General features: G+C 65.3%; 16 protein-coding genes and 1 other RNA gene. 8 read left to right on the top strand and 9 right to left on the bottom strand.

The window, feature by feature from the left end:
• Window positions 1–116: 116 nt before the first annotated feature.
• From pheA to gyrA, 4 genes are all read right to left on the bottom strand, one after another.
• Window positions 117–1,199 carry a prephenate dehydratase gene (pheA, locus tag E1956_RS07390; protein WP_134748026.1) on the bottom strand — a complete coding sequence of 361 codons (1,083 nt, stop codon included), beginning with the start codon at window positions 1,197–1,199 and terminating at the stop codon, window positions 117–119.
• 104 nt (window positions 1,200–1,303) lie between these two features.
• On the bottom strand, window positions 1,304–2,386 hold the full coding sequence (gene serC, locus E1956_RS07385; RefSeq protein WP_134748025.1) for a 3-phosphoserine/phosphohydroxythreonine transaminase: 1,083 nt from the start codon (window positions 2,384–2,386) through the stop codon (window positions 1,304–1,306).
• 216 nt (window positions 2,387–2,602) lie between these two features.
• Window positions 2,603–3,214, bottom strand: a complete 612-nt coding sequence (locus E1956_RS07380; RefSeq protein ID WP_134750424.1) for a DUF2059 domain-containing protein — start codon at window positions 3,212–3,214, stop codon at window positions 2,603–2,605.
• 204 nt (window positions 3,215–3,418) lie between these two features.
• Window positions 3,419–6,022 carry a DNA gyrase subunit A gene (gene gyrA / locus E1956_RS07375; protein ID WP_134748024.1) on the bottom strand — a complete coding sequence of 868 codons (2,604 nt, stop codon included), beginning with the start codon at window positions 6,020–6,022 and terminating at the stop codon, window positions 3,419–3,421.
• A gap of 591 nt (window positions 6,023–6,613) precedes the next feature.
• Between gyrA and ompA the strand changes: the two genes are divergently transcribed.
• From ompA to ssrA, 4 genes are all read left to right on the top strand, one after another.
• On the top strand, window positions 6,614–7,276 hold the full coding sequence (ompA, locus tag E1956_RS07370; protein ID WP_134748023.1) for an outer membrane protein OmpA: 663 nt from the start codon (window positions 6,614–6,616) through the stop codon (window positions 7,274–7,276).
• 252 nt (window positions 7,277–7,528) lie between these two features.
• Window positions 7,529–8,227 carry a bifunctional 2-polyprenyl-6-hydroxyphenol methylase/3-demethylubiquinol 3-O-methyltransferase UbiG gene (gene ubiG, locus E1956_RS07365; RefSeq protein WP_134748022.1) on the top strand — a complete coding sequence of 233 codons (699 nt, stop codon included), beginning with the start codon at window positions 7,529–7,531 and terminating at the stop codon, window positions 8,225–8,227.
• Window positions 8,228–8,251: 24 nt separating this feature from the next.
• The gene (gene gph / locus E1956_RS07360) at window positions 8,252–8,977 is read left to right on the top strand and encodes a phosphoglycolate phosphatase (protein ID WP_134748021.1); all 726 of its coding nucleotides are present in this window, start codon (window positions 8,252–8,254) and stop codon (window positions 8,975–8,977) included.
• A gap of 100 nt (window positions 8,978–9,077) precedes the next feature.
• Window positions 9,078–9,447: a transfer-messenger RNA gene (ssrA, locus tag E1956_RS07355) on the top strand.
• A 142-nt stretch (window positions 9,448–9,589) separates the two neighbouring features.
• Here ssrA and E1956_RS07350 read toward each other — a convergent pair.
• Entirely contained in the window at window positions 9,590–9,856 is a 267-nt protein-coding gene (locus E1956_RS07350; protein WP_134750422.1) for a hypothetical protein, read from the bottom strand.
• Between the two features lie 129 nt (window positions 9,857–9,985).
• Window positions 9,986–11,071, bottom strand: coding sequence for a substrate-binding domain-containing protein (locus tag E1956_RS07345; protein WP_134748020.1), 1,086 nt, complete (start codon window positions 11,069–11,071; stop codon window positions 9,986–9,988).
• A gap of 131 nt (window positions 11,072–11,202) precedes the next feature.
• Here E1956_RS07345 and E1956_RS07340 point away from each other — a divergent pair, with 131 nt between their 5' ends.
• From E1956_RS07340 to E1956_RS07325, 4 genes are read left to right on the top strand one after another with little or no spacing between them, the layout of a single operon-like run.
• On the top strand, window positions 11,203–11,718 hold the full coding sequence (locus E1956_RS07340; protein WP_134748019.1) for an NAD(P)H-dependent oxidoreductase subunit E: 516 nt from the start codon (window positions 11,203–11,205) through the stop codon (window positions 11,716–11,718).
• Entirely contained in the window at window positions 11,715–13,280 is a 1,566-nt protein-coding gene (locus tag E1956_RS07335; protein WP_134748018.1) for a formate dehydrogenase beta subunit, read from the top strand. The genes E1956_RS07340 and E1956_RS07335 overlap by 4 nt, the downstream gene beginning before the upstream one ends.
• A gap of 16 nt (window positions 13,281–13,296) precedes the next feature.
• Window positions 13,297–16,233 carry a formate dehydrogenase subunit alpha gene (gene fdhF, locus E1956_RS07330; RefSeq protein ID WP_134748017.1) on the top strand — a complete coding sequence of 979 codons (2,937 nt, stop codon included), beginning with the start codon at window positions 13,297–13,299 and terminating at the stop codon, window positions 16,231–16,233.
• A 16-nt stretch (window positions 16,234–16,249) separates the two neighbouring features.
• The gene (locus tag E1956_RS07325) at window positions 16,250–16,507 is read left to right on the top strand and encodes a formate dehydrogenase subunit delta (RefSeq protein ID WP_134748016.1); all 258 of its coding nucleotides are present in this window, start codon (window positions 16,250–16,252) and stop codon (window positions 16,505–16,507) included.
• A gap of 92 nt (window positions 16,508–16,599) precedes the next feature.
• On the opposite strand, the gene E1956_RS07320 is transcribed toward E1956_RS07325, so the two are convergent.
• The 3 genes from E1956_RS07320 to E1956_RS07310 all read right to left on the bottom strand — a co-directional run bounded on the left by E1956_RS07320 (window position 16,600) and on the right by E1956_RS07310 (window position 19,880).
• Window positions 16,600–18,378 carry an FAD-dependent monooxygenase gene (locus tag E1956_RS07320; RefSeq protein WP_134748015.1) on the bottom strand — a complete coding sequence of 593 codons (1,779 nt, stop codon included), beginning with the start codon at window positions 18,376–18,378 and terminating at the stop codon, window positions 16,600–16,602.
• Window positions 18,379–18,477: 99 nt separating this feature from the next.
• Window positions 18,478–19,563 carry a cation diffusion facilitator family transporter gene (locus E1956_RS07315; RefSeq protein ID WP_134748014.1) on the bottom strand — a complete coding sequence of 362 codons (1,086 nt, stop codon included), beginning with the start codon at window positions 19,561–19,563 and terminating at the stop codon, window positions 18,478–18,480.
• Window positions 19,560–19,880, bottom strand: coding sequence for an ArsR/SmtB family transcription factor (locus E1956_RS07310; RefSeq protein ID WP_232071320.1), 321 nt, complete (start codon window positions 19,878–19,880; stop codon window positions 19,560–19,562). Before E1956_RS07310 ends, E1956_RS07315 begins: the two co-directional genes overlap by 4 nt.
• Between the last annotated feature and the right edge of the window lie 17 nt (window positions 19,881–19,897).

Raw genomic sequence — 19,897 nt, 5'->3', positions numbered from 1 at the left:
GCCTCGCCCGCCGCGCGGCCGTGAGGCGCGCGGCTAAAGCGAAAGCGAAGGAAAAGCGCGAAGCAAAAGCGCGTAGTTAAAGCGAAACAACGGCGGCGAAAATGAATACGCCGTGTTTAGCGCGCGCGCGGATACGAACCGAGAATCTTCAGGAACGCGGCCTTCTTGCCCAACTCTTCGAGCGCGGCAGCCACGGCCGGATCGTCGCGATGACCTTCGAAGTCGATGTAGAAGTAGTACTCCCACGTGCCGACGCGCGCCGGACGCGACTCGAAGCGCGTCATCGACACGCCATGGCGCGCGAGCGGCTCGAGCAGCTTGTAGACCGCGCCCGGCTCGTTCTTCACCGAGACGATCATCGAAGTCTGGTCGTGACCCGTCACGCCCGCCGGCTGCTTGCCGATCATCACGAAGCGCGTGCGGTTATGCGGGTCGTCCTGGATCAGCGCATTGGCGATCAGCAGGCCATAGTGCGTGGCCGCGCTCTCGCCGGCGATGGCCGCGACCGTCGGGTCTTGCGACGCGAGGCGCGCGGCCTCGGCATTGCTCGAGACGGCGTGGCGCTCCAGTTGCGGCGCGTTGGCCGTGAGCCAGCGCTGGCATTGCGCAAGCGCCTGCGGGTGCGCGCATACGCGCGTCACGCCGTCGAGCTTGCCGCTTTGCGTCATCAGGTTGTGCTGGATCGGCAGCGCGATTTCGCCACCGATCACGAGCTGCGTCTGCAGGAACAGGTCGAGCGAGCGCGACACCGCGCCTTCGGCCGAATTCTCGACCGGCACGACGCCGAACTCGGCGGCGCCCGCCTCGACCGCGCGGAACACTTCGTCGATGGACGGACAGGCGAGGCCCTCGATCGACTGACCGAAGTACCCGTACATCGCCTGCTCGCTATAGGTGCCGACCGGTCCGAGGAACGCGACCGAAATTGTCTTTTCGAGCGAGCGGCTCGCGGCCATGATCTCGCGCCAGATCGCGCTGATGTGATCGTTGCCGAGCGGGCCTGCGCTCAGGTTCTGCAGGCGCTCGATTACCTGAAGCTCGCGCTCCGGGCGAAACACGGGCGCGTTGAAATGCTTCTTGACTTCGCCCACTTCGAGCGCGACCGCCGCGCGCTGGTTCAGGAGCGCGATGAGCTGGGCATCGATGGCGTCGATGCGCTCGCGCAGCGGCTTGAGTTGTGTATTGAGTTCGTCGTCCATGCGTGAAACCGGCAATCTGAAAGGAGATGCGCACGGCCCGGGCAAGCAGGATGCGTCCGGGCCGGCACGCGCGCCGCGCGCTCGACTGAAGGCGTGAGGCCTCGTCAGGCGTGCTTCGCTTCGAATTCCTTCATGTACTCGACCAGTGCCTGCACTGCTTCGAGCGGCACCGCGTTGTAAATCGACGCCCGCATGCCGCCGACGGACTTGTGGCCCTTCAGCTGCAGAAGCCCGCGCGCCTTCGCGCCGGCCAGGAAATCATCGTTACGTGTCTCGTCGGCGAGGAAGAACGGGACGTTCATCCGCGAGCGCGCGCGGCGCTCCACCTTGTTGACATAGAAGCTGCTCGCGTCGATCGTGTCGTAGAGCAACTGCGCTTTTTCGATATTGCGCGCCTCGATGGCCGTGAGGCCACCCTGGCGCTTGAGCCACTTGAACACGAGCCCCGCGATATAGATCGCATAGGTGGGCGGCGTGTTGTACATGGAATTGTTCGCGGCAACCGTCTTCCACTCGAACGCCGACGGGCAAAGTGCCATCGCGCGGTCGAGCAGGTCTTCGCGCACGATCACGACCGTCACGCCCGCCATGCCGATGTTCTTCTGCGCGCCGCCGTAGAGCACGCCGTATTTGGCGATGTCCATCGGACGCGAGAGGATGTGCGACGAGGCGTCGGCCACGAGCGGAATGTCGCCCAGGTCGGGAATCTCGAAAGTCTCGACGCCGTCGATCGTCTCGTTCGTGCACAGGTGCACGTAGGCCGGGTCGTCGGAGAGCTTCCATTCGCTGCGCGCCGGCGAATGCGTGAAGCCCGCTTCGGTGCGGCCCGTCGCGGCGATATGCGCCGCGCCGTATTTGAGCGCTTCCTTCTGCGACTTCTGCGACCACGAGCCCGTGATCACGAAGTCGGCGCGCGGCTTCGTGCCGAACAGGTTCAGCGGAACGATCGCGTTCTCGCCAATGCCGCCGCCCTGCAGGAACAGGATCTGGTGGCTCGCCGGCACCTGCATCAGCTCGCGCAGATCGAGTAGCGCCTCGCTGTGGATCTGCATGAACTCCGGGCCGCGATGGCTCATTTCCATCACGCCCATGCCGCTGCCGTGCCAGTCGAGCATTTCGTCGGCGGCCTGGCGGAGCACTTCTTCGGGCAATGCTGCCGGTCCGGCGGAGAAGTTGAAGACGCGCATCTAAAGGGATTCCCGAGGCAGGCGCTACGGCAACGAGCCGGATGCGCCGGAAAAAGATAATGGCCGCTTGTGCTTATCGCACAAACGGCCATTATCGCATTCTCGCCGGGAACCCGCCAACGCGGGCCTCCCGGGCGATGCACCCCGATCTGGCCCGCCTTTATGCGCCGCGAGGCGCGCGAAAGACTGAGCTGAACGAGGTGCCGCGGACGATGCTTACTTGGTCGGCTTGACCGAAGCGACTTCCTTGTCGGCCTGGTCGCGCGTCGCCTTGATCGACTGCGGCATGTACTTCTGCATCAGGCCATTGACGACGTCGCGGCCCACCTGGTCTTGAACCTGGATGAACTTGCGGCCGGTCGGGCTGCGGTAGAACGTGGTCAGGTCCTTGATTTCCTGCGTGCTGTAGTACTTCGCGTAAGCGTCGTACTGAGCTTGCATTGCGTCTTGCTGGAAAGAGGGGGTCGTGAAGACCTGGCCTGCCGAGTCAACCAGCTTCGGCACGGCGTTCTTCTGCAGCGTCGGGACGGAAGCCTGCTTCTGCTTGTCCGTCATCGTCTTGTTTTCCGACAGTGCGTCCGACAGGATCGCCGGGACGAGCTGCTTCGCCTGCATTTGCGCGCTGTTGCCGATTGCGCCGACGAGCTTCTGCGCATCGATCGCGTCCAGCAGGTCCTTGATCGCGGCTTGCTTGGCCGGATCGATCGGTGCTGCGGCAGCAGCCGGGGCCGGCGCCATGGCGGGCGCCTGGTTTTGAAGCGCCTGAGCCATTGCGAACGTCGGCACGAGAGCGGCCAGCAACATTACCTGCTTGAATCGTTTTTGCATCATTACTCCCTCTGAGAAAATAATCGAACTGCCTGCCGCGCGAACCGTGGGGCGCTCCGGGGTGCGTCCTGCACGCCCGCCGCCCGATCCAGCGATCCGCCCGGCACCATTCAGCACCGTTGGCCACTCGTATTGCCCACGGCATTCCTGACACGAAGCGGCCCGCTCACGCGGGCCGCCGGGCCACATCAACCTGCGCGAAGATTACTCCTCGCTTTCACCCTCGCCTTCGGCGATATCGCCTTCGGCATCGGCCTCCGCGACCTGCTGCAGACCCGAAAGCTTCGTGCCTTCGTCGAGGCTGATGAGTGTAACACCTTGCGTTGCACGGCCCATTTCGCGGATCTCCGAGACACGCGTGCGGATCAGCACACCCGTGGTCGTGATCAACATGATCTGGGCTTCGGAGTCGACGAGCGTTGCCGCCACCACCTTGCCGTTACGCTCCGAGGTCTGGATCGCGATCATGCCCTTCGTGCCGCGGCCGTGGCGCGTGTACTCGGTGATCGGCGTGCGCTTGCCATAGCCGTTCTCCGTTGCGGTGAGCACCGACTGCTGCTCGTCGCCGGCCACGAGGAGCGCGATGACCTGCTGGCTGTCTTCGAGCTGCATGCCACGCACGCCGCGCGCTTCGCGGCCCATCGGGCGCACGTCGTTTTCGTCGAAGCGCACCGCCTTGCCCGCGTCCGAGAACAGCATCACGTCATGCTCGCCGTCCGTGATGGCCGCGCCGATCAGATAGTCGCCGTCGTCGAGGCCGACCGCAATAATACCCTTGCGCAACGGGCGGCTGAATGCTTCGAGCGGCGTCTTCTTGACCGTACCGAGGGCTGTCGCCATAAACACGAACTTGTCCGCCGAGAACTCCTTCACCGGCAGCACGACGGTGATCTTCTCGCCGTCCTGGAGCGGGAACATGTTGACGATCGGACGGCCGCGCGAGTTGCGCGAGCCCTGCGGCACTTCATAGACCTTCACCCAGTACACGCGGCCGCGGTTCGAGAAGCAGAGGATATGGTCGTGCGTGTTGGCGATGAAGAGCGTATCGATCCAGTCGTCGTCCTTCATCGAGGTCGCCTGCTTGCCGCGACCTCCGCGCTTCTGGGCGCGATATTCGGACAACGGCTGCGATTTCACGTAACCCGCGTGCGACATGGTCACCACCATGTCCTGCGGCGTGATCAGGTCTTCGGTGTTCAGCTCGGTCGCGTTCATCTCGATCTTCGAGCGGCGGGCATCGCCGAATTCGCTCTTGATCGAGGTGAGTTCGTCGGAGATCATGGTCGTTACGCGCTCGGGGCGCGCAAGGATGTCGAGCAGGTCGGCGATTTGCGCCATGACTTCGCGGTACTCGCCAATGATCTTGTCCTGCTCCAGACCCGTCAGGCGCTGCAGACGCATTTGCAGGATTTCCTGCGCCTGCGTATCGGACAGACGGTAGAGGCCGTCTGCCTGCATGCCGTATTGCGGGTTCAGACCTTCCGGACGATACGCTTCGCGGCCGCCGGCGGAGGCGTTCTCCTGCTCCGCGCGCGTGAGCATCTCGCGCACGAGCGACGAATCCCAAGGACGGTTCATCAACTCCTGCTTCGCGATCGGCGGCGTAGGCGCGGCCTTGATGATGGCGATGAAGTCGTCGATGTTCGCGAGCGCGACCGCGAGGCCTTCGAGCACGTGGCCGCGTTCGCGCGCCTTGCGCAGTTCGTATACCGTGCGCCGCGTGAGCACTTCGCGGCGGTGCGACAGGAAATGCTCGAGCATTTCCTTCAGGTTCAGCAGCTTCGGCTGGTTGTCCACCAGCGCGACCATGTTCATGCCGAACGTGTCCTGCAGCTGCGTCGCCTTATACAGATTGTTGAGGATGACCTCGGGCACTTCGCCGCGCTTGAGCTCGATCACGACACGCATGCCGCTCTTGTCGGACTCGTCACGAATGTCAGAAATGCCTTCAAGCTTCTTTTCGTTGACGAGCTCGGCGATGCGCTCCAGCAGCGAACGCTTGTTCACCTGATACGGCAGCTCGTCGACGATGATCGCCATGCGCTGGCCGCGATCGATCTCCTCGAAGTGCGTGGCCGCGCGCATCACGACGCGCCCGCGCCCGGTGCGATAGCCGTCGCGCACGCCGGCGACGCCATAGATGATGCCGGCGGTCGGGAAATCCGGCGCCGGGATGATTTCGATCAATTCATCGATGGTGGCTTGCGGATTCTTCAGCAGGTGCTGACAAGCATCGACCACTTCGTTGAGATTGTGCGGCGGAATATTCGTGGCCATGCCGACCGCGATGCCCGACGAACCGTTGATGAGCAGGTTCGGGATGCGCGCGGGCAGGATCTGCGGCTCGCTTTCGCTGCCGTCGTAGTTCGGCCCGAAGTCGACGGTTTCCTTGTCGATGTCGGCGAGCAGCTCGTGGCCGATCTTCGCCATGCGGATTTCGGTGTAACGCATGGCCGCGGCGTTGTCGCCGTCGATCGAGCCGAAATTGCCCTGGCCGTCGACCAGCATGTAGCGCAGCGAGAAGTCCTGCGCCATCCGGACGATGGTGTCGTATACAGCCGTGTCGCCGTGCGGGTGGTATTTACCGATCACGTCGCCGACGATACGCGCCGACTTCTTGTAAGCGCGGTTCCAGTCGTTGTTCAACTCGTGCATCGCGTACAGCACGCGCCGATGCACGGGCTTCAAGCCGTCACGCACATCCGGAAGCGCCCGCCCGACGATCACGCTCATCGCGTAATCGAGATACGAGCGGCGCATTTCCTCCTCGAGGGAGATAGGCAGAGTCTCTTTGGCGAATTGATCCATTATCGATGTCGTTGTCGGGCGCGTTGCGCGGCTGGTCCGGCTAGCCTGCAAGCCGGACCAGCCGCGCAACGCGCCCTGCTGTCGCATGGACGCCGCAGACGCAGCGCAATCTTATGATTCTATCATGCGCGGGGCCCCTGCCCGCCTCCAGGAGGCCGCGTGCGTATACCTATTAGTGGGGCGAGCCCGAGCGGCTCAAAACGGCGCAAAGCGCTTCGAAGGGATCCGCACGCGCCGGCAAATATCGTGCGCCAACGAGGTCCGGACACCGTTCGGGTGACGCGGCGCAGCTCCCGCTAAAAGTCTCCTTGCACTCCTCGATCAACCAGGCACACTACCAGGAGATCGAGTGGGAACTTTTTGTTGCGGGTGTACCACATTCGGCGAGCGTCAATGAAAGGGGCGGATTTTTTTTATCGTCGGACGGGAACGATATGGCAAAATGCCAACGCACAAAGTTAGACACCGCTCGAAGTCTACACAAGACGTGTCTCACAACTCGCCAATGTTATACTTCGAGCAATGTATGACTAGTCTTCGTCATATGGCTCGCAGTAAACCTGCGGTAATCTCAATTTCGAGAGGAGAAATATGAATAAACTTTCAAAGCTCGCGTTCATTGCAGCTACCGCAGTTGTGGCTGCATCCGCTCAGGCACAGTCGGTGCCGGCGTCGCGACAAGCCGTCAATGACAACTGGGTGAATGGTACCGGCGAATACGTGTGGATGAACGGCACGAACGAGCTTTGCTGGCGCGATGCTTTCTGGACGCCGGCCACCGCCAACGCAAAGTGCGATGGCGCCCTGGTCGCCCAGGCACCGCAGCCGCCGGTCGCTCCGCCGCCGCCGGCCATCACGAGCCAGAAGATCACGTATCAGGCTGACGCTCTGTTCGACTTCGACAAGGCTATCCTGAAGCCGGCTGGCAAGGAAAAGCTGGACGATCTGGCAAGCAAGATCCAGGCACTGAACCTCGAAGTCGTCGTTGCAACGGGCTACACCGACCGCATCGGCTCGAACGCTTACAACGACCGTCTGTCGCTGCGCCGTGCGCAAGCCGTCAAGTCGTACCTGGTCAGCAAGGGCGTCCCGGCCGACCGCGTGTACACGGAAGGCAAGGGCAAGCGCAACCCGGTTACGACGGGCTGCAACCAGAAGAACCACAAGCAACTCATCGCCTGCCTCGCACCGGATCGTCGCGTGGAAGTCGAAGTTGTTGGCACGCAGAAGACCGACGCGCAACCGCAACAGTAATCTGCGAGCTGCGACAGCAAGTCTCAAAGCCCCGCTTCGGCGGGGCTTTTTTTATTCGCACATCGCCCCGCTTATTTCGCGCTTGCTTCGTATCACGCAGACAATTGCGTCTATCTGCCGCCGAACCTGCCGCCAACTTCCCGGCATTAAGGGCGATGGCATCGCCACCCATTTTGCCGCCGCAGGCCCCCGCCTATATACTCGGGGCTTACTTATTCTCACCGGCCCTGCCGCGCCAGAGGCCTCTTCGACATGACCAACGCCGATCCCCACGAGCTGCAGAAATTCAGCGATCTCGCTCATCGCTGGTGGGACCCGAACGCGGAATTCAAGCCGCTGCATGAACTGAACCCCATTCGCCTCGGCTGGATCGATAGCCATGCGCATCTGAGCGCGAAGCGCGTGCTCGATATTGGCTGCGGCGGCGGCATCCTGTCCGAATCGATGGCGGGCCTCGGCGCGAACGTCAAAGGCATCGACCTCTCCAGCGAAGCGCTGGGCGTCGCGGACCTGCACAGCCTGGAAAGCGGGATCACGGTGGAATACGAGGAGATCGCGGCCGAAGCCATCGCGGCGCGCGAGCCCGCTTCGTTCGACGTGGTCACCTGCATGGAAATGCTCGAGCACGTGCCGGAGCCGCTGAGCGTGGTCAAGGCCTGCGCAACGCTCGTGAAGCCGGGCGGCTGGGTGTTCTTCTCCACGCTGAACCGCAACGTGAAGTCGTACCTGCTTGCCGTGATCGGCGCGGAATACATCGCGCAGATGCTGCCCAAGGGCACGCACGATTACGCGCGCTTCATCCGCCCTTCCGAGCTCGCGGGTTTCGCTCGCGAAGCCGGCCTGCGTCCGGCCGAAATCAAGGGCATCACCTATAACCCGCTCACGCGCCGCTTCGCACTGTCGAACGACTCCAGCGTCAACTATATGATTGCCTGCCGGCGCGACGCCTGAAGCCACTCGCGCGCCTCCTCCGATATGACTCAGACCCAGCTTGAAACTACGCCTCTAAGGGGCCCGAGCGCGGCGCTCGAAGCATTCGACGCCGTGCTGTTCGACTTCGACGGCACGCTCGCCGACACGGCGCCCGACCTCGCCGCCGCGGTCAACCAGATGCGTCACGCGCGCGGCCTCGCGCCCGCGCCCTACGAGAAGCTGCGCCCACTCGCCTCGGCGGGCGCGCGCGGCCTGATCGGGGGCGCATTCGGCGTCGGGCCCGACGACCGCGAGTTCGCCGCCATGCGCGAAGAGTTCCTCGCCAACTACGCGGCCAACCTGCGCGTGGAGACGGCCCTCTTCCCGGGCATCGACGCGGTGCTCGACGACCTCGACGCACGCGGCGTGCGCTGGGGCATCGTCACCAACAAGGTCGCGCGGCTGACCGATCCGCTCGTGAAGCTCATGCATCTGGACACGCGCGCGGCCTGTGTCGTGAGCGGCGACACCACACCCTACTCGAAGCCCCATCCCGCCCCGCTGCTGCACGCGGCGCAGGCGCTCGGCATCGAGGCGCAGCGCGTGGTCTACGTGGGCGACGACCTGCGCGACGTGCAGGCTGGCCACGCGGCCGGCATGGCGACGATCGCCGCGGCCTATGGCTACTGCGGCAACGTGGAACCGCCGTCACAGTGGAATGCCGACTACGTGGCCGATGCCGCCGGATCGCTGCTCGCCCTGCTCCAGCGGGTGGGCCGGCGCGCCTGACGCCAGGGCCCTCGCCGCGCGTGAGTATTGACGTACGCGCCCTTGATTCGGGCGCGGTTAGCCTCATCGGCGGAACTATGGGATAATTGGTGTTCTCCCCGGGGCCGACCTGGTTTCGACAGGGGTTATGAAGTAATCAGGGCATGCCGAGGACCCGTCACCTCGTTAATCAATGGGAAAAACGTAACTGCAAACGACGAAACGTTCGCACTGGCAGCCTAAGGGCCGCCGTCCTCTGCCTGGCTCACTGACGGGCTAGTGTCGCAAGACCGGTAGCAATACCGCCAGAGGTCATATACGTCAGTTAAGCTCTGTCGGCGTCACGACGCCAGAGTCGAAAATCTAGTGAATCGCCGTAGCGCAGCGTGTTCGTCCGCGTCGCTGCGGTTAAATTAAATGACAGAACTACGCATGTAGAACTGGTTATGGACTGCTTCTGGACGCGGGTTCGATTCCCGCCGGCTCCACCAGATTTTTTTGAAAGAAAGTAAAAACTCGCGACAGCCCAAAAGCTTCGCGAGTTTTCTTTTTTTAACGCCCGGATTTAATCGCGCGTCAATTGCAGCATCAGGCACCAATGCGGCGCTCTCGCGCCGCCAGCCATCCCGAAGATCAATTATCCTGCGGGCACTGCAGATTACAGCCGTTCGGGTCACCCAGATCGCCCTTCTTGCGCATCGACGACGGCTTGCCGCTCTGATACTTGTTCGAAGGCGCCGATGCCGCGAACGGCATTTGCGGATGCTCGTTGATCTTGAATTCGTCGGTGAGGATGCCGCCCGGCACGCCCGGCGAATTCTGCGCGAAAGCGATGTCGACGGTTGCAAAGAGCGCAGCCGCGGCTGCGGCAGCTGTACAAACATTAAGCAAAAATTTCATGGTCGATCGGCGCGAATGACGCGCATCCAAAACAGTGGAGCCAGTACCGGCCCAAAGTATCACAAAAAGTGGCGCACTCTGCAGCGCCAACCGACCGCCATATTGCTTCGTATTACAAAGACCTGCCAGTCAGCGCGCCCGCGCCTGGCCGGACCAGCCCACCCCGAGCGGCACGATGGCGCCGCATTCGCCGGGATCGTAGCCCTCCAGTTGCGCCACCGACTCGCGGAACGGCGCGCCGCGCAGCAGTTGGAGCACGCTCGCCAGAGGCTCGCGCTCCAGTTGTGCGCGCTCGCAGGCGAAAAAGTAGTCCTCGTCGGCGATCGGGATGAAATCGAGGCCAAAGTGATGCGCCGCCGGCTCCACGCCAAAGCCCACGTCGGCCATCCCGCTCGCGACGAATGCCGCGATCGCCGAATGCGTGAGCTCCGACGAGGCGTAGCCGTTCACCCGCTCCGGATCGACGCCCACGCGTGTGAGCAGCAAGTCGATCAGGAGGCGCGTGCCCGAGCCCGGCTGCCGGTTCACGAAGCGGATGTCGGCGCGTGAGAGGTCAGCGAGGCCGGCGATCCCGCGCGGGTTGCCACGCCCGACGAACAGGCCCTGCTTGCGGCGCGTGAGGTGGATCAGCACGTGGCGCTGCGGATCGAGCCAGTTGCGGTAGGCATCGGCGCAGGCTTCGCGAAAGTCGCTGCGCGGCAGATGGAAGCCCGCCAGATCGCATTCGCCGCGCGCGAGCGCCGTGATGGCGTCGGCGCTGTCGCGGTACTTGATCTCCACCGGCACCTGGTCGGCCACGAGCGCGGTGACCAGCGCCGCCACCGCGTAACCGTGCGAGGCGTGGATGCGCAGGTCCTGTCTGTCGGGCGCAAGCCAGCGGTTGAGGTCGCTCGCCACTTCGCTCGCGAGCGCCTGGAGGTTGCCGGTCAGGCGCTCCCCGCACAGACGCTGCGAGCGCAGCACCGCCTCGCCCAGCTCAGAGAGCACGGAGCCGCGCCCACGCGCCTTGGCGATCAGTGCGCCGCCCAGGCGCTCCTCCAGATCGCGCAACAGGCCCCATGCATGACGATAGGACAAACCCTTACGCTGCGCGGCCTGCGCGATGCTGCCTTCTTCAGCGACGAGCGCGAGCAGCGGCACGACGTCCGTCAGGCTTGCCTCGCGGCCTTGCGCATCGCGCACGACCAGTTGCGCCTGGCACTCGACCTTGATCATTATGAAATCTCGCCTCCTATTGCATCGGCTTTTCTACGGGCCTATTGTTCGGGCATACAAGAAAACAACCCCAGCATAGATGCGCACTTTATGAATAGCAAGCGCATATATGCCTCCGCAGGAGCTCTACAGTGGACGAGACAACCACCAGCGCGCCGGACGACCTCGTACGGCGCCATGCCCAGCCGGGCCGCACGCTGCTCGCGATCCTGCACGCGATCCAGGACGAAGCCGGCTTCGTGCCGCCCGCCGCGGTCGCCCCGCTCTCGAAGGCGCTGAACCTCTCGCGCGCCGAAGTGCACGGCGTCATCACTTACTACCATCACTTCCGTACCGCGCCGCCGGCGCCCGTCGTCGTGCAGCTGTGCCGTGCCGAGGCGTGCCGCAGCATGGGCAGCGAAGCCCTCGCGCAGCACGCCGAAGCGCACACCGGCTGCCGCTTCAAGCAGCACGGCCACGCGAGCGAGCACGTGCACGACCACGCAGGCGAAGTCGAGCTGGAGTCGGTTTATTGCCTCGGCCAGTGCGCGCTCTCGCCCGCCATGATGATCAACGGCACGCTGCATGCGCGCGTGACCCCGCAAAAGTTCGACGCGTTGCTGGCAAAAGCGGTGGCCGCCGTCGCCCGTACCGAGGAGGCCGTATGACGCGCATTTATGTTCCTCGCGATTCTTCGGCACTCGCGCTCGGCGCCGATGACATCGCCGCCGCCATCGAGCGCGAAGCCGCCGCGCGCGGCATGGCCATCGAGCTCGTGCGCAACGGCTCGCGCGGCCTGCTGTATCTCGAACCGCTCGTCGAAGTCGAAACGCCCGATGGGCGCGTCGGCTATGCGAACGTCGAAGAAGCCGACGTGGCGAGTCTCTTCGACGCGGGCTTCCTGCAAGGCGCGCAGCATGCGCGCTCGGTCGGCCTCGTCGAGCAGATTCCGTATCTGCTCAAGCAGCAGCGCCTCACGTTCGCGCGCATCGGCATCACGGACCCGCTCTCGACCGACGATTACGTCGCGCATGGCGGCCTCGAAGGCCTGCGCAATGCGCTCGCGATGACCGGCACCCAAGCCTGCGAAGCGCTGATCGAATCGGGCCTGCGCGGACGCGGCGGCGCGGCCTTCCCCGCCGGCATCAAGTGGCGCACTGTCGCCCAGGCCCAGGCGGATCAGAAGTACATCGTCTGCAATGCAGACGAAGGCGACTCGGGCACCTTCTCCGACCGCCTCGTGATGGAAAGCGACCCCTACGTGCTGATCGAAGGCATGACGATCGCCGGCATCACGGTGGGCGCCACCGTCGGCCACATCTACGTGCGCAGCGAGTATCCGCATTCGATCGCCGCGCTCGAGGAAGCCATCCGTCGCGCGCGCGCCAAGGGCTGGCTCGGCGACGACGTGCTCGGCAGCGGCAAGCGCTTCGACCTGTTCGTGGCCAAGGGCGCAGGCGCCTATGTGTGCGGCGAAGAAACGGCGCTGCTCGAATCGCTCGAAGGCAAGCGCGGCATCGTGCGCGCGAAGCCGCCGCTGCCCGCGCTCGCCGGCCTCTACGGCAAGCCGACGGTCATCAACAACGTCATCACGCTCGCCACCGTGCCGATCATCTTCGCGAAGGGCGCGGCGTACTACAAGGACTTCGGCATGGGTCGCTCGCGCGGCACCCTGCCGTTCCAGCTCGCCGGCAACATCGCGCGCGGCGGGCTCGTGGAAATCGCGTTCGGCGTGACGCTGCGCGAGCTGATGTTCGACTACGGCGGCGGCACCGCCAGCGGCCGCCCCGCGCGCGCCGTGCAGGTGGGCGGCCCGCTCGGCACCTATCTGCCCGAGAGCCAGTGGGACATTCCGATGGACTACGAAGCGTATGCCGCAGTGGGCGCGGTGGTGGGTCACGGCGGCCTCGTCGTGCATGACGACACCGCCGACCTCGCCGGTCTCGCCCAATATGCGATGGAGTTCTGCGCGCTCGAATCGTGCGGCAAGTGCACGCCGTGCCGCATCGGCTCGACGCGCGGCGTCGAGGTCATCGCGAAGATCCGCAAGGGCGACACCTCGGAGAAGCAGGTCACGCTGCTGCGCGATCTGTGCGACACGATGGTGTCCGGGTCGCTCTGCGCGATGGGCGGCATGACGCCCTATCCGGTGATCTCCGCACTGAACTATTTCCCCGAAGATTTCGGTCTTGAACCTGTCCAGCCAGCCGCCGACGCGGCGGCCGCCTGAACGAGGAGCCTCCACCATGTCCGACTCGCTCATGCCTCAAGCCGGCGGTTGCGGCTCCGGCAATTGCGCCTGTAAATCGGCAGCAATAAAGCAACGCTCGCCTTTCGACGACACCGACTTCGGCACGCCGCTGCGCCATGCCGATGTGGACGTCACGCTCGAGATTGACGGCCAGGCCGTGACGGTGCCCGCTGGCACCTCCGTCATGCGCGCCGCGGTCGAAGCGGGCATCAACGTGCCCAAGCTCTGCGCCACCGACTCGCTCGAACCGTTCGGCTCGTGCCGGCTGTGCCTTGTCGAGATCGAAGGCCGCCGCGGCTATCCCGCTTCGTGCACGACGCCCGTCGAGGCCGGCATGAAGGTGCGCACGCAAAGCAACCCGTTGCAAAAGCTGCGCCGCAACGTGATGGAGCTCTACATCTCCGATCACCCGCTCGACTGTCTCACCTGCCCCGCCAACGGCGACTGCGAGCTGCAGGACATGGCGGGCGTGACGGGCCTGCGCGAGGTGCGCTACGGCTTCGACGGCGCGAACCACCTCAAGGACAAGAAGGACGAGTCGAATCCGTACTTCACCTACGATCCGTCGAAGTGCATCGTCTGCAACCGCTGCGTGCGCGCATGCGAGGAAACCCAGGGCACCTTCGCGCTGACCATCGCCGGGCGTGGCTTCGAGTCGCGCGTCGCAGCGGGTGCGAGCGAGCCGTTCATGGAATCGGAGTGCGTTTCGTGCGGCGCGTGCGTGGCCGCCTGCCCGACCGCGACGCTGCAGGAAAAGAGCGTCGTGATGCTGGGCCAGGCCGAGCATTCGGTCGTGACGACCTGCGCGTATTGCGGCGTGGGCTGCTCGCTCAAAGCCGAGATGAAGGGCAACGAGGTCGTGCGCATGGTGCCGCACAAGAACGGCCAGGCGAACGAAGGCCACGCCTGCGTGAAGGGCCGCTTCGCGTGGGGTTACGCCACGCACAAGGACCGCATCAAGAAGCCGATGATCCGCGCGAAGATCACCGATCCGTGGCGCGAAGTGAGCTGGGACGAAGCGATCAAATACGCGGCGAGCGAGTTCCGCCGCATCCAGGACAAGTACGGCCGCGACTCGATCGGCGGCATCACGTCCTCGCGCTGCACGAACGAAGAGACGTATCTCGTGCAAAAGCTCGTGCGCGCCGCGTTCGGCAACAACAACGTCGACACCTGCGCGCGCGTGTGCCACTCGCCCACGGGCTATGGCCTGAAGACCACGCTCGGCGAATCGGCGGGCACGCAGACCTTCGCCTCGGTCGATCACTCCGATGTGATCATGGTGATCGGTGCGAACCCCACCGACGGCCACCCCGTGTTCGGCTCGCGACTGAAGCGCCGCGTGCGCGAGGGCGCGAAGCTGATCGTCGTCGATCCGCGCCGCATCGACATCGTCGACACCGCGCACGTGAAGGCCGAGCATCACCTGCAACTGCGCCCTGGCACCAACGTCGCGATGGTCAACTCGCTCGCGCACGTGATCGTCACCGAAGGTCTCGTGAACGAGGCGTTCGTGGCCGAGCGCTGCGAGACGCGTGCGTTCGAGCAATGGCGCGATTTCGTGGCGCTGCCCGAGAACTCGCCCGAGGCCATGGCCGAAGTGACGGGCGTGCCGGCGGAGCAAGTGCGCGCCGCCGCGCGTCTTTACGCGCAGCAAGGCAACTCGGCGATCTACTACGGCCTCGGCGTAACGGAACACGCGCAGGGCTCGACCATGGTGATGGGCATCGCCAATCTCGCGATGGCGACGGGCAACATCGGCCGCGAAGGCGTGGGCGTGAATCCGCTGCGCGGCCAGAACAACGTGCAGGGCTCGTGCGACATGGGCTCGTTCCCGCACGAGCTGCCGGGCTACCGCCACGTGGGCGACGCAACCGTGCGCAGCGAGTTCGAGAGCGCCTGGAACGTCGCGCTGCATAGCGAGCCGGGCCTGCGCATTCCGAACATGTTCGACGCGGCGATGGACGGCACCTTCATGGGCCTCTACTGCCAGGGCGAGGACATCGTCCAGTCGGACCCGAACACCCAGCACGTGGCGGCGGCGCTTTCAGCGATGGAATGCATCGTCGTGCAGGACATCTTCCTGAACGAGACGGCGAAATACGCGCACGTGCTGCTGCCGGGCTCGTCGTTCCTCGAGAAGGACGGCACTTTCACCAACGCCGAGCGCCGCATCTCGCGCGTACGCAAGGTGATGCCGCCGATCGCCGGCTACGCCGACTGGGAAGCGACGATCCTGCTCTCGCGCGCGCTCGGCTATGAGATGAACTACACGCATCCGTCACAGATCATGGACGAGATCGCGTGTCTCACGCCCACTTTCCACGGCGTCTCGTACAAGAAGCTCGACGAGATGGGCAGCATCCAGTGGCCCTGCAACGAAGAGGCGCCGGAAGGCACGCCGATCATGCATATTGATGAGTTCGTGCGCGGCAAGGGCAAGTTCGTGATCACGAAGTTCATCGCCTCGCTGGAAAAGGTCACGCGGCGCTTCCCGCTGCTGCTCACGACGGGCCGCATCCTCTCGCAGTACAACGTGGGCGCACAGACGCGCCGCACCGAGAACTCGCGCTGGCACGAGGAGGACCGGCTGGAGATTCACCCGGTCGATGCGGAGGACCGCGGCATCCGCGAAGGCGACTGGGTGGGCATCGAATCGCGCGCGGGGCACACGGTGCTGCGCGCGAAGGTCAGCACGCGCATGCAGCCGGGCGTGGTCTACACGACGTTCCACTTCCCCGAATCGGGTGCGAACGTGATCACCACGGACGCCTCGGACTGGGCCACCAACTGCCCCGAGTACAAGGTGACCGCCGTACAGGTGAGCCACGTGCAGCAGCCGTCGGAGTGGCAGCGCGAGTACTCGCGCTTCAACTCGACGCAGCTCGAATTGCTCAGCCAGCGCGAATCGGTCACGACTTCAGGAAAATGAGCAGGGAAATAACGCGATGAAAGCAGATCACCTGATCGAGATGGCGAACCAGATCGGCATGTTCTTCGACTCGTTGCCCGATCGCGAGGAAGCGCTCACGGGCATCGCCGAGCACATCCGCAAGTTCTGGGAGCCGCGCATGCGCCGCACGCTGCTTGCCGCGCTCGATGGCACGGCGGCCGATGCCGACGCGCAGGAAGCGGGCTTTACCGAGATCGTGGTCGCCGCGCTCACGAAGTATCGCGACTCGCTCGCGCCCGCAGCTACGGCTTGAGCGTTTCGCCGCGGGAGGTCACGCGACGCACGCGCACCGCGTGCTCTCGCGCGGCCTCGCAAGAGCGCTGCCTCGCCTCGGCCGGCACTCGACTATTGCGCTGCCGGCCGCGGAGCGGGCGCAGGCGCGAACCACAGCTCGCAATGGCGCAGCAGGCCGTGCAGGTCCGATCCTGTGCGGCCGCGTGCGCAGATGTAGCCGTCGGGTCTCACGAGATAGAACGCGGGCCGCGTGCGCCCGTAGGCGTCGCCGAGCGACGGCGCGCCCTCTCCCGCCAATGGCGCCTCCGCGCCCGGTAGATCCGCCACCCACCAGACGCGCACCGCCTGCGGCAAGACCCGTTCGACGGCTTCGGCGAACGGCTTGAGCACTGCCAGGCCGCTCGCGGCGTCGGCCGCGCCACTCGCCCCAGCCGTGCCTGCTCCGTTCGCCACGCCGGGCGTGCTCGCGGCACTCGCTGCACTTCCCGGCTCCGCATGCTCCGCGGCATCCGCCGCGCGCACGGCTTCACCGTCCACCAGCAGGAACAGCGAGAAACTCGCCGGGTCGTGCAGATCGAAGATGCGGCCTTTTTCCGGCGCCTTGCCGAGCGGTCCATCGACCACGCGCACCAATGCGTCGGGCGCGCGCTCACCTGCGCGCGGTCCGCCGTCGAGCACGCGCTCGAGCGTAAGCGGGCTGCGCCGATACTGGATCGAGAGCTCGCTCAGCGCCTCGCGCGCCGCATCGCGCAGCGGTCCAAGCGCGACGAGCGCCGGCATCACGCGCTCGCGCAACAGCTTCAGCGGCCCGTGATCGGCTTCGACGAGCTGTGTCATGAAGCTCGTCTGCCGCAACACAATGCGCTCGATTGGATAACGTTCGGCGTGATAGGTATCGAGCAGCCGATCGGGCGCGCCGCCCAGCGCGCGCGCGAGCTTCCAGCCCAGATTGAACGCCTCCTGGATGCCCGTGTTCATGCCCTGTGCGCCTGCGGGGCTATGCACGTGCGCGGCATCGCCCGCGAGGAAGACGCGGTCCATGCGCAGGAAGCGCACGATGCGGCTGTTCACGTGGAAGTACGAGGCCCAGCTCATGTCGGCGACCGATACGGGATGATGCATGCGCCGCTCGACGATCGAGCGGCATTCCTCGAGGGTCGGCACGGGCCGCGTGCCCTCGGGCGCGGCGGGCAGCATCGCCTTGTGATCGGCGATCAGGCGATACCGGCCGTGTCCGTACGGGAATATCGCGGCAAGCCCATCGCCCGAGGCGAACACGTGGAACTCGTCCTCGGGCCAGGGCGTGGTCGCGGCAACGTCGGCAAGCAGGAACGACTGCTCGAGCGACTCGCCATCGAACTGCATGCCCAGGTGGTGGCGCACCGTGCTGTGCGCGCCGTCGGCGGCAATCAGCCAGGTGCAGCGCAAGGCTTCGGTGCGTCCATTGGCAAGACGCAGGTCCGCGCTCACGCCCGCGGAGCCCTGATTGAATTCGACCAGTTCGACGCCGCGCTCGACTTCCACGCCGAGCGTCGCGAGCTGGGCGGCGAGAATGCGCTCAGTCTCCGTCTGATCGATGAACAGCAGGTACGGATAGCGTGTGAACAGGGGATCGAAATCGAGGCGCGCGCGGCGCTGGCCATTCGAATAGAGATTGGCGACGTGCGCGCGATGACCGTGCTCGAGAAAGGGCGCGACAATGCGATGCTGCTCGAAGAGTTCGAGTGTGCGCGCCTGAATGCCGATAGCACGTGTGTGACGTCCGGGCTCTCGCGCGCGATCGATCAGGCGGACCGGAATGCGCGCACGGGCAAGACTCAGGGCGGCGGCGAGACCGGTCGGTCCCGCGCCAACGATGAGCACGGACGGCTGGGAAGGAGCCACGGTCATGCAGACCTCCATGCGATCGACATGAGTCGTAGTGTACGCCCGCTCCTCACCACGCCGAACGCCAGGATGCAGCGTGCGCGCAGGCGCGCGAGCGCGCGCTCAAGGATGCATTTGCGGCGCACCATCGAGCGCGCAGCGATGCGCGCTCGTGCCCAGATCCACCTGCAGCGTCACGTGCGTCATGCGAAAGCGCACGCCGAGCGCGCTCACGATGGCGTCGAGCGCGGCGTCGCCGGGATGGCCCGCCGGCATCACGAGATGTGCCGAAAGCGCATTGCCCGTGGTCGAGAGCGCCCAGATGTGGAGGTCGTGCACGTCGGTCACGCCTTGCTGCTGCGCAAGAAAAACGCGGATGCGCTCGATATCGACGCCTTCGGGCACCGCGGCGAGCGCCAGCCGCACCGACTCGCGCAACAGCCCCCACGTGCCGCGCACGATCACGAGCACGACGACGATGCTCATCACCGGATCGATCCAGCTCCAGCCCGTCGCGAGGATCACGAGGCCGCTCACGGCGACCGCGCCCGAAACGGCGGCGTCGGCGGCCATGTGCAGGAAGGCGCCGCGGATGTTGAGATCGTCCTTCTGGCCGCGCATGAAGAGCCACGCGGAGAAGCCATTGACCGCCATGCCGAGCGTGGCGACGATGAACACGGCGAGGCCCGCCACGGGCGCGGGATGGATCAGACGCCCGATCGCCTCGGCAAGAATGGCGCCGCAGGCGACCAGCAGCAGCGCCGCGTTCGCGAGCGAGGCGAGGATCGACGAACTGCCGAAGCCGAAGGTGTAGCGCCCCGAGGGCCGGTGCGTGGCCAGCCACGCGGCGCCCCAGGCGAGCAACAGGCCGAGGACGTCGGAGAGATTGTGGCCGGCGTCGGCGAGCAGCGCCGTGGAATGCGCGATCACGCCATAGACCGCCTGCGCGACCACGATGACGATGTTCAGCGCGACAGCGAGCGCGAACGCGCGGCCATGGCCCGAGGCCGGTGCGTGGTGGTGGTGATGGTGGTGGCCATGCGCGCCGTGCCCGTGGTCGTCGCGGTGCTCATGCTCATGCTCGTGTCCGTGCTCGTCGCCATGCGTATGGCCGTGAGCGTCGCCATGGTCGTGGTCATGCCCATGTGCTCCGTGCGCATGGAGCGGCGCGGCGCCCTCGCCTGCGCGCCCGGAATTGACGTTCTTCATGGAAGCTCCTGCCACGTGGACACAGGCTCGGCCACATGCTCCAGCATGCCCGCGAGCATTGCGCTGATATGCGCGTCCGCGGCCGCATAAAACACCTGTTTGCCCTCCCGTTCCGCACGCACGACGCGCGCGGCGCGCAACAGACGCAGATGATGGCTCACGAGCGACGGTGAGAGTCCAAGCGCATCGGCTATCGCGCCCACGGCGCGACGGCCCTGCACGCAGGCCAGCACGATACGCAGGCGCGTGGGATCGCCCAGCAGGCGGAACAGGTCGGCGAGCGGTACTACGCGCTCGTCCTCGGAATTGGGCGACATGATAATGACACACACAT

This window comes from Paraburkholderia pallida (assembly GCF_004524855.1).
GTDB classification, from domain to species: domain Bacteria; phylum Pseudomonadota; class Gammaproteobacteria; order Burkholderiales; family Burkholderiaceae; genus Paraburkholderia; species Paraburkholderia oxyphila.
Note: the sequence above shows the minus strand (reverse complement) of the source record. Positions and strands in the feature narration are given on the sequence as shown.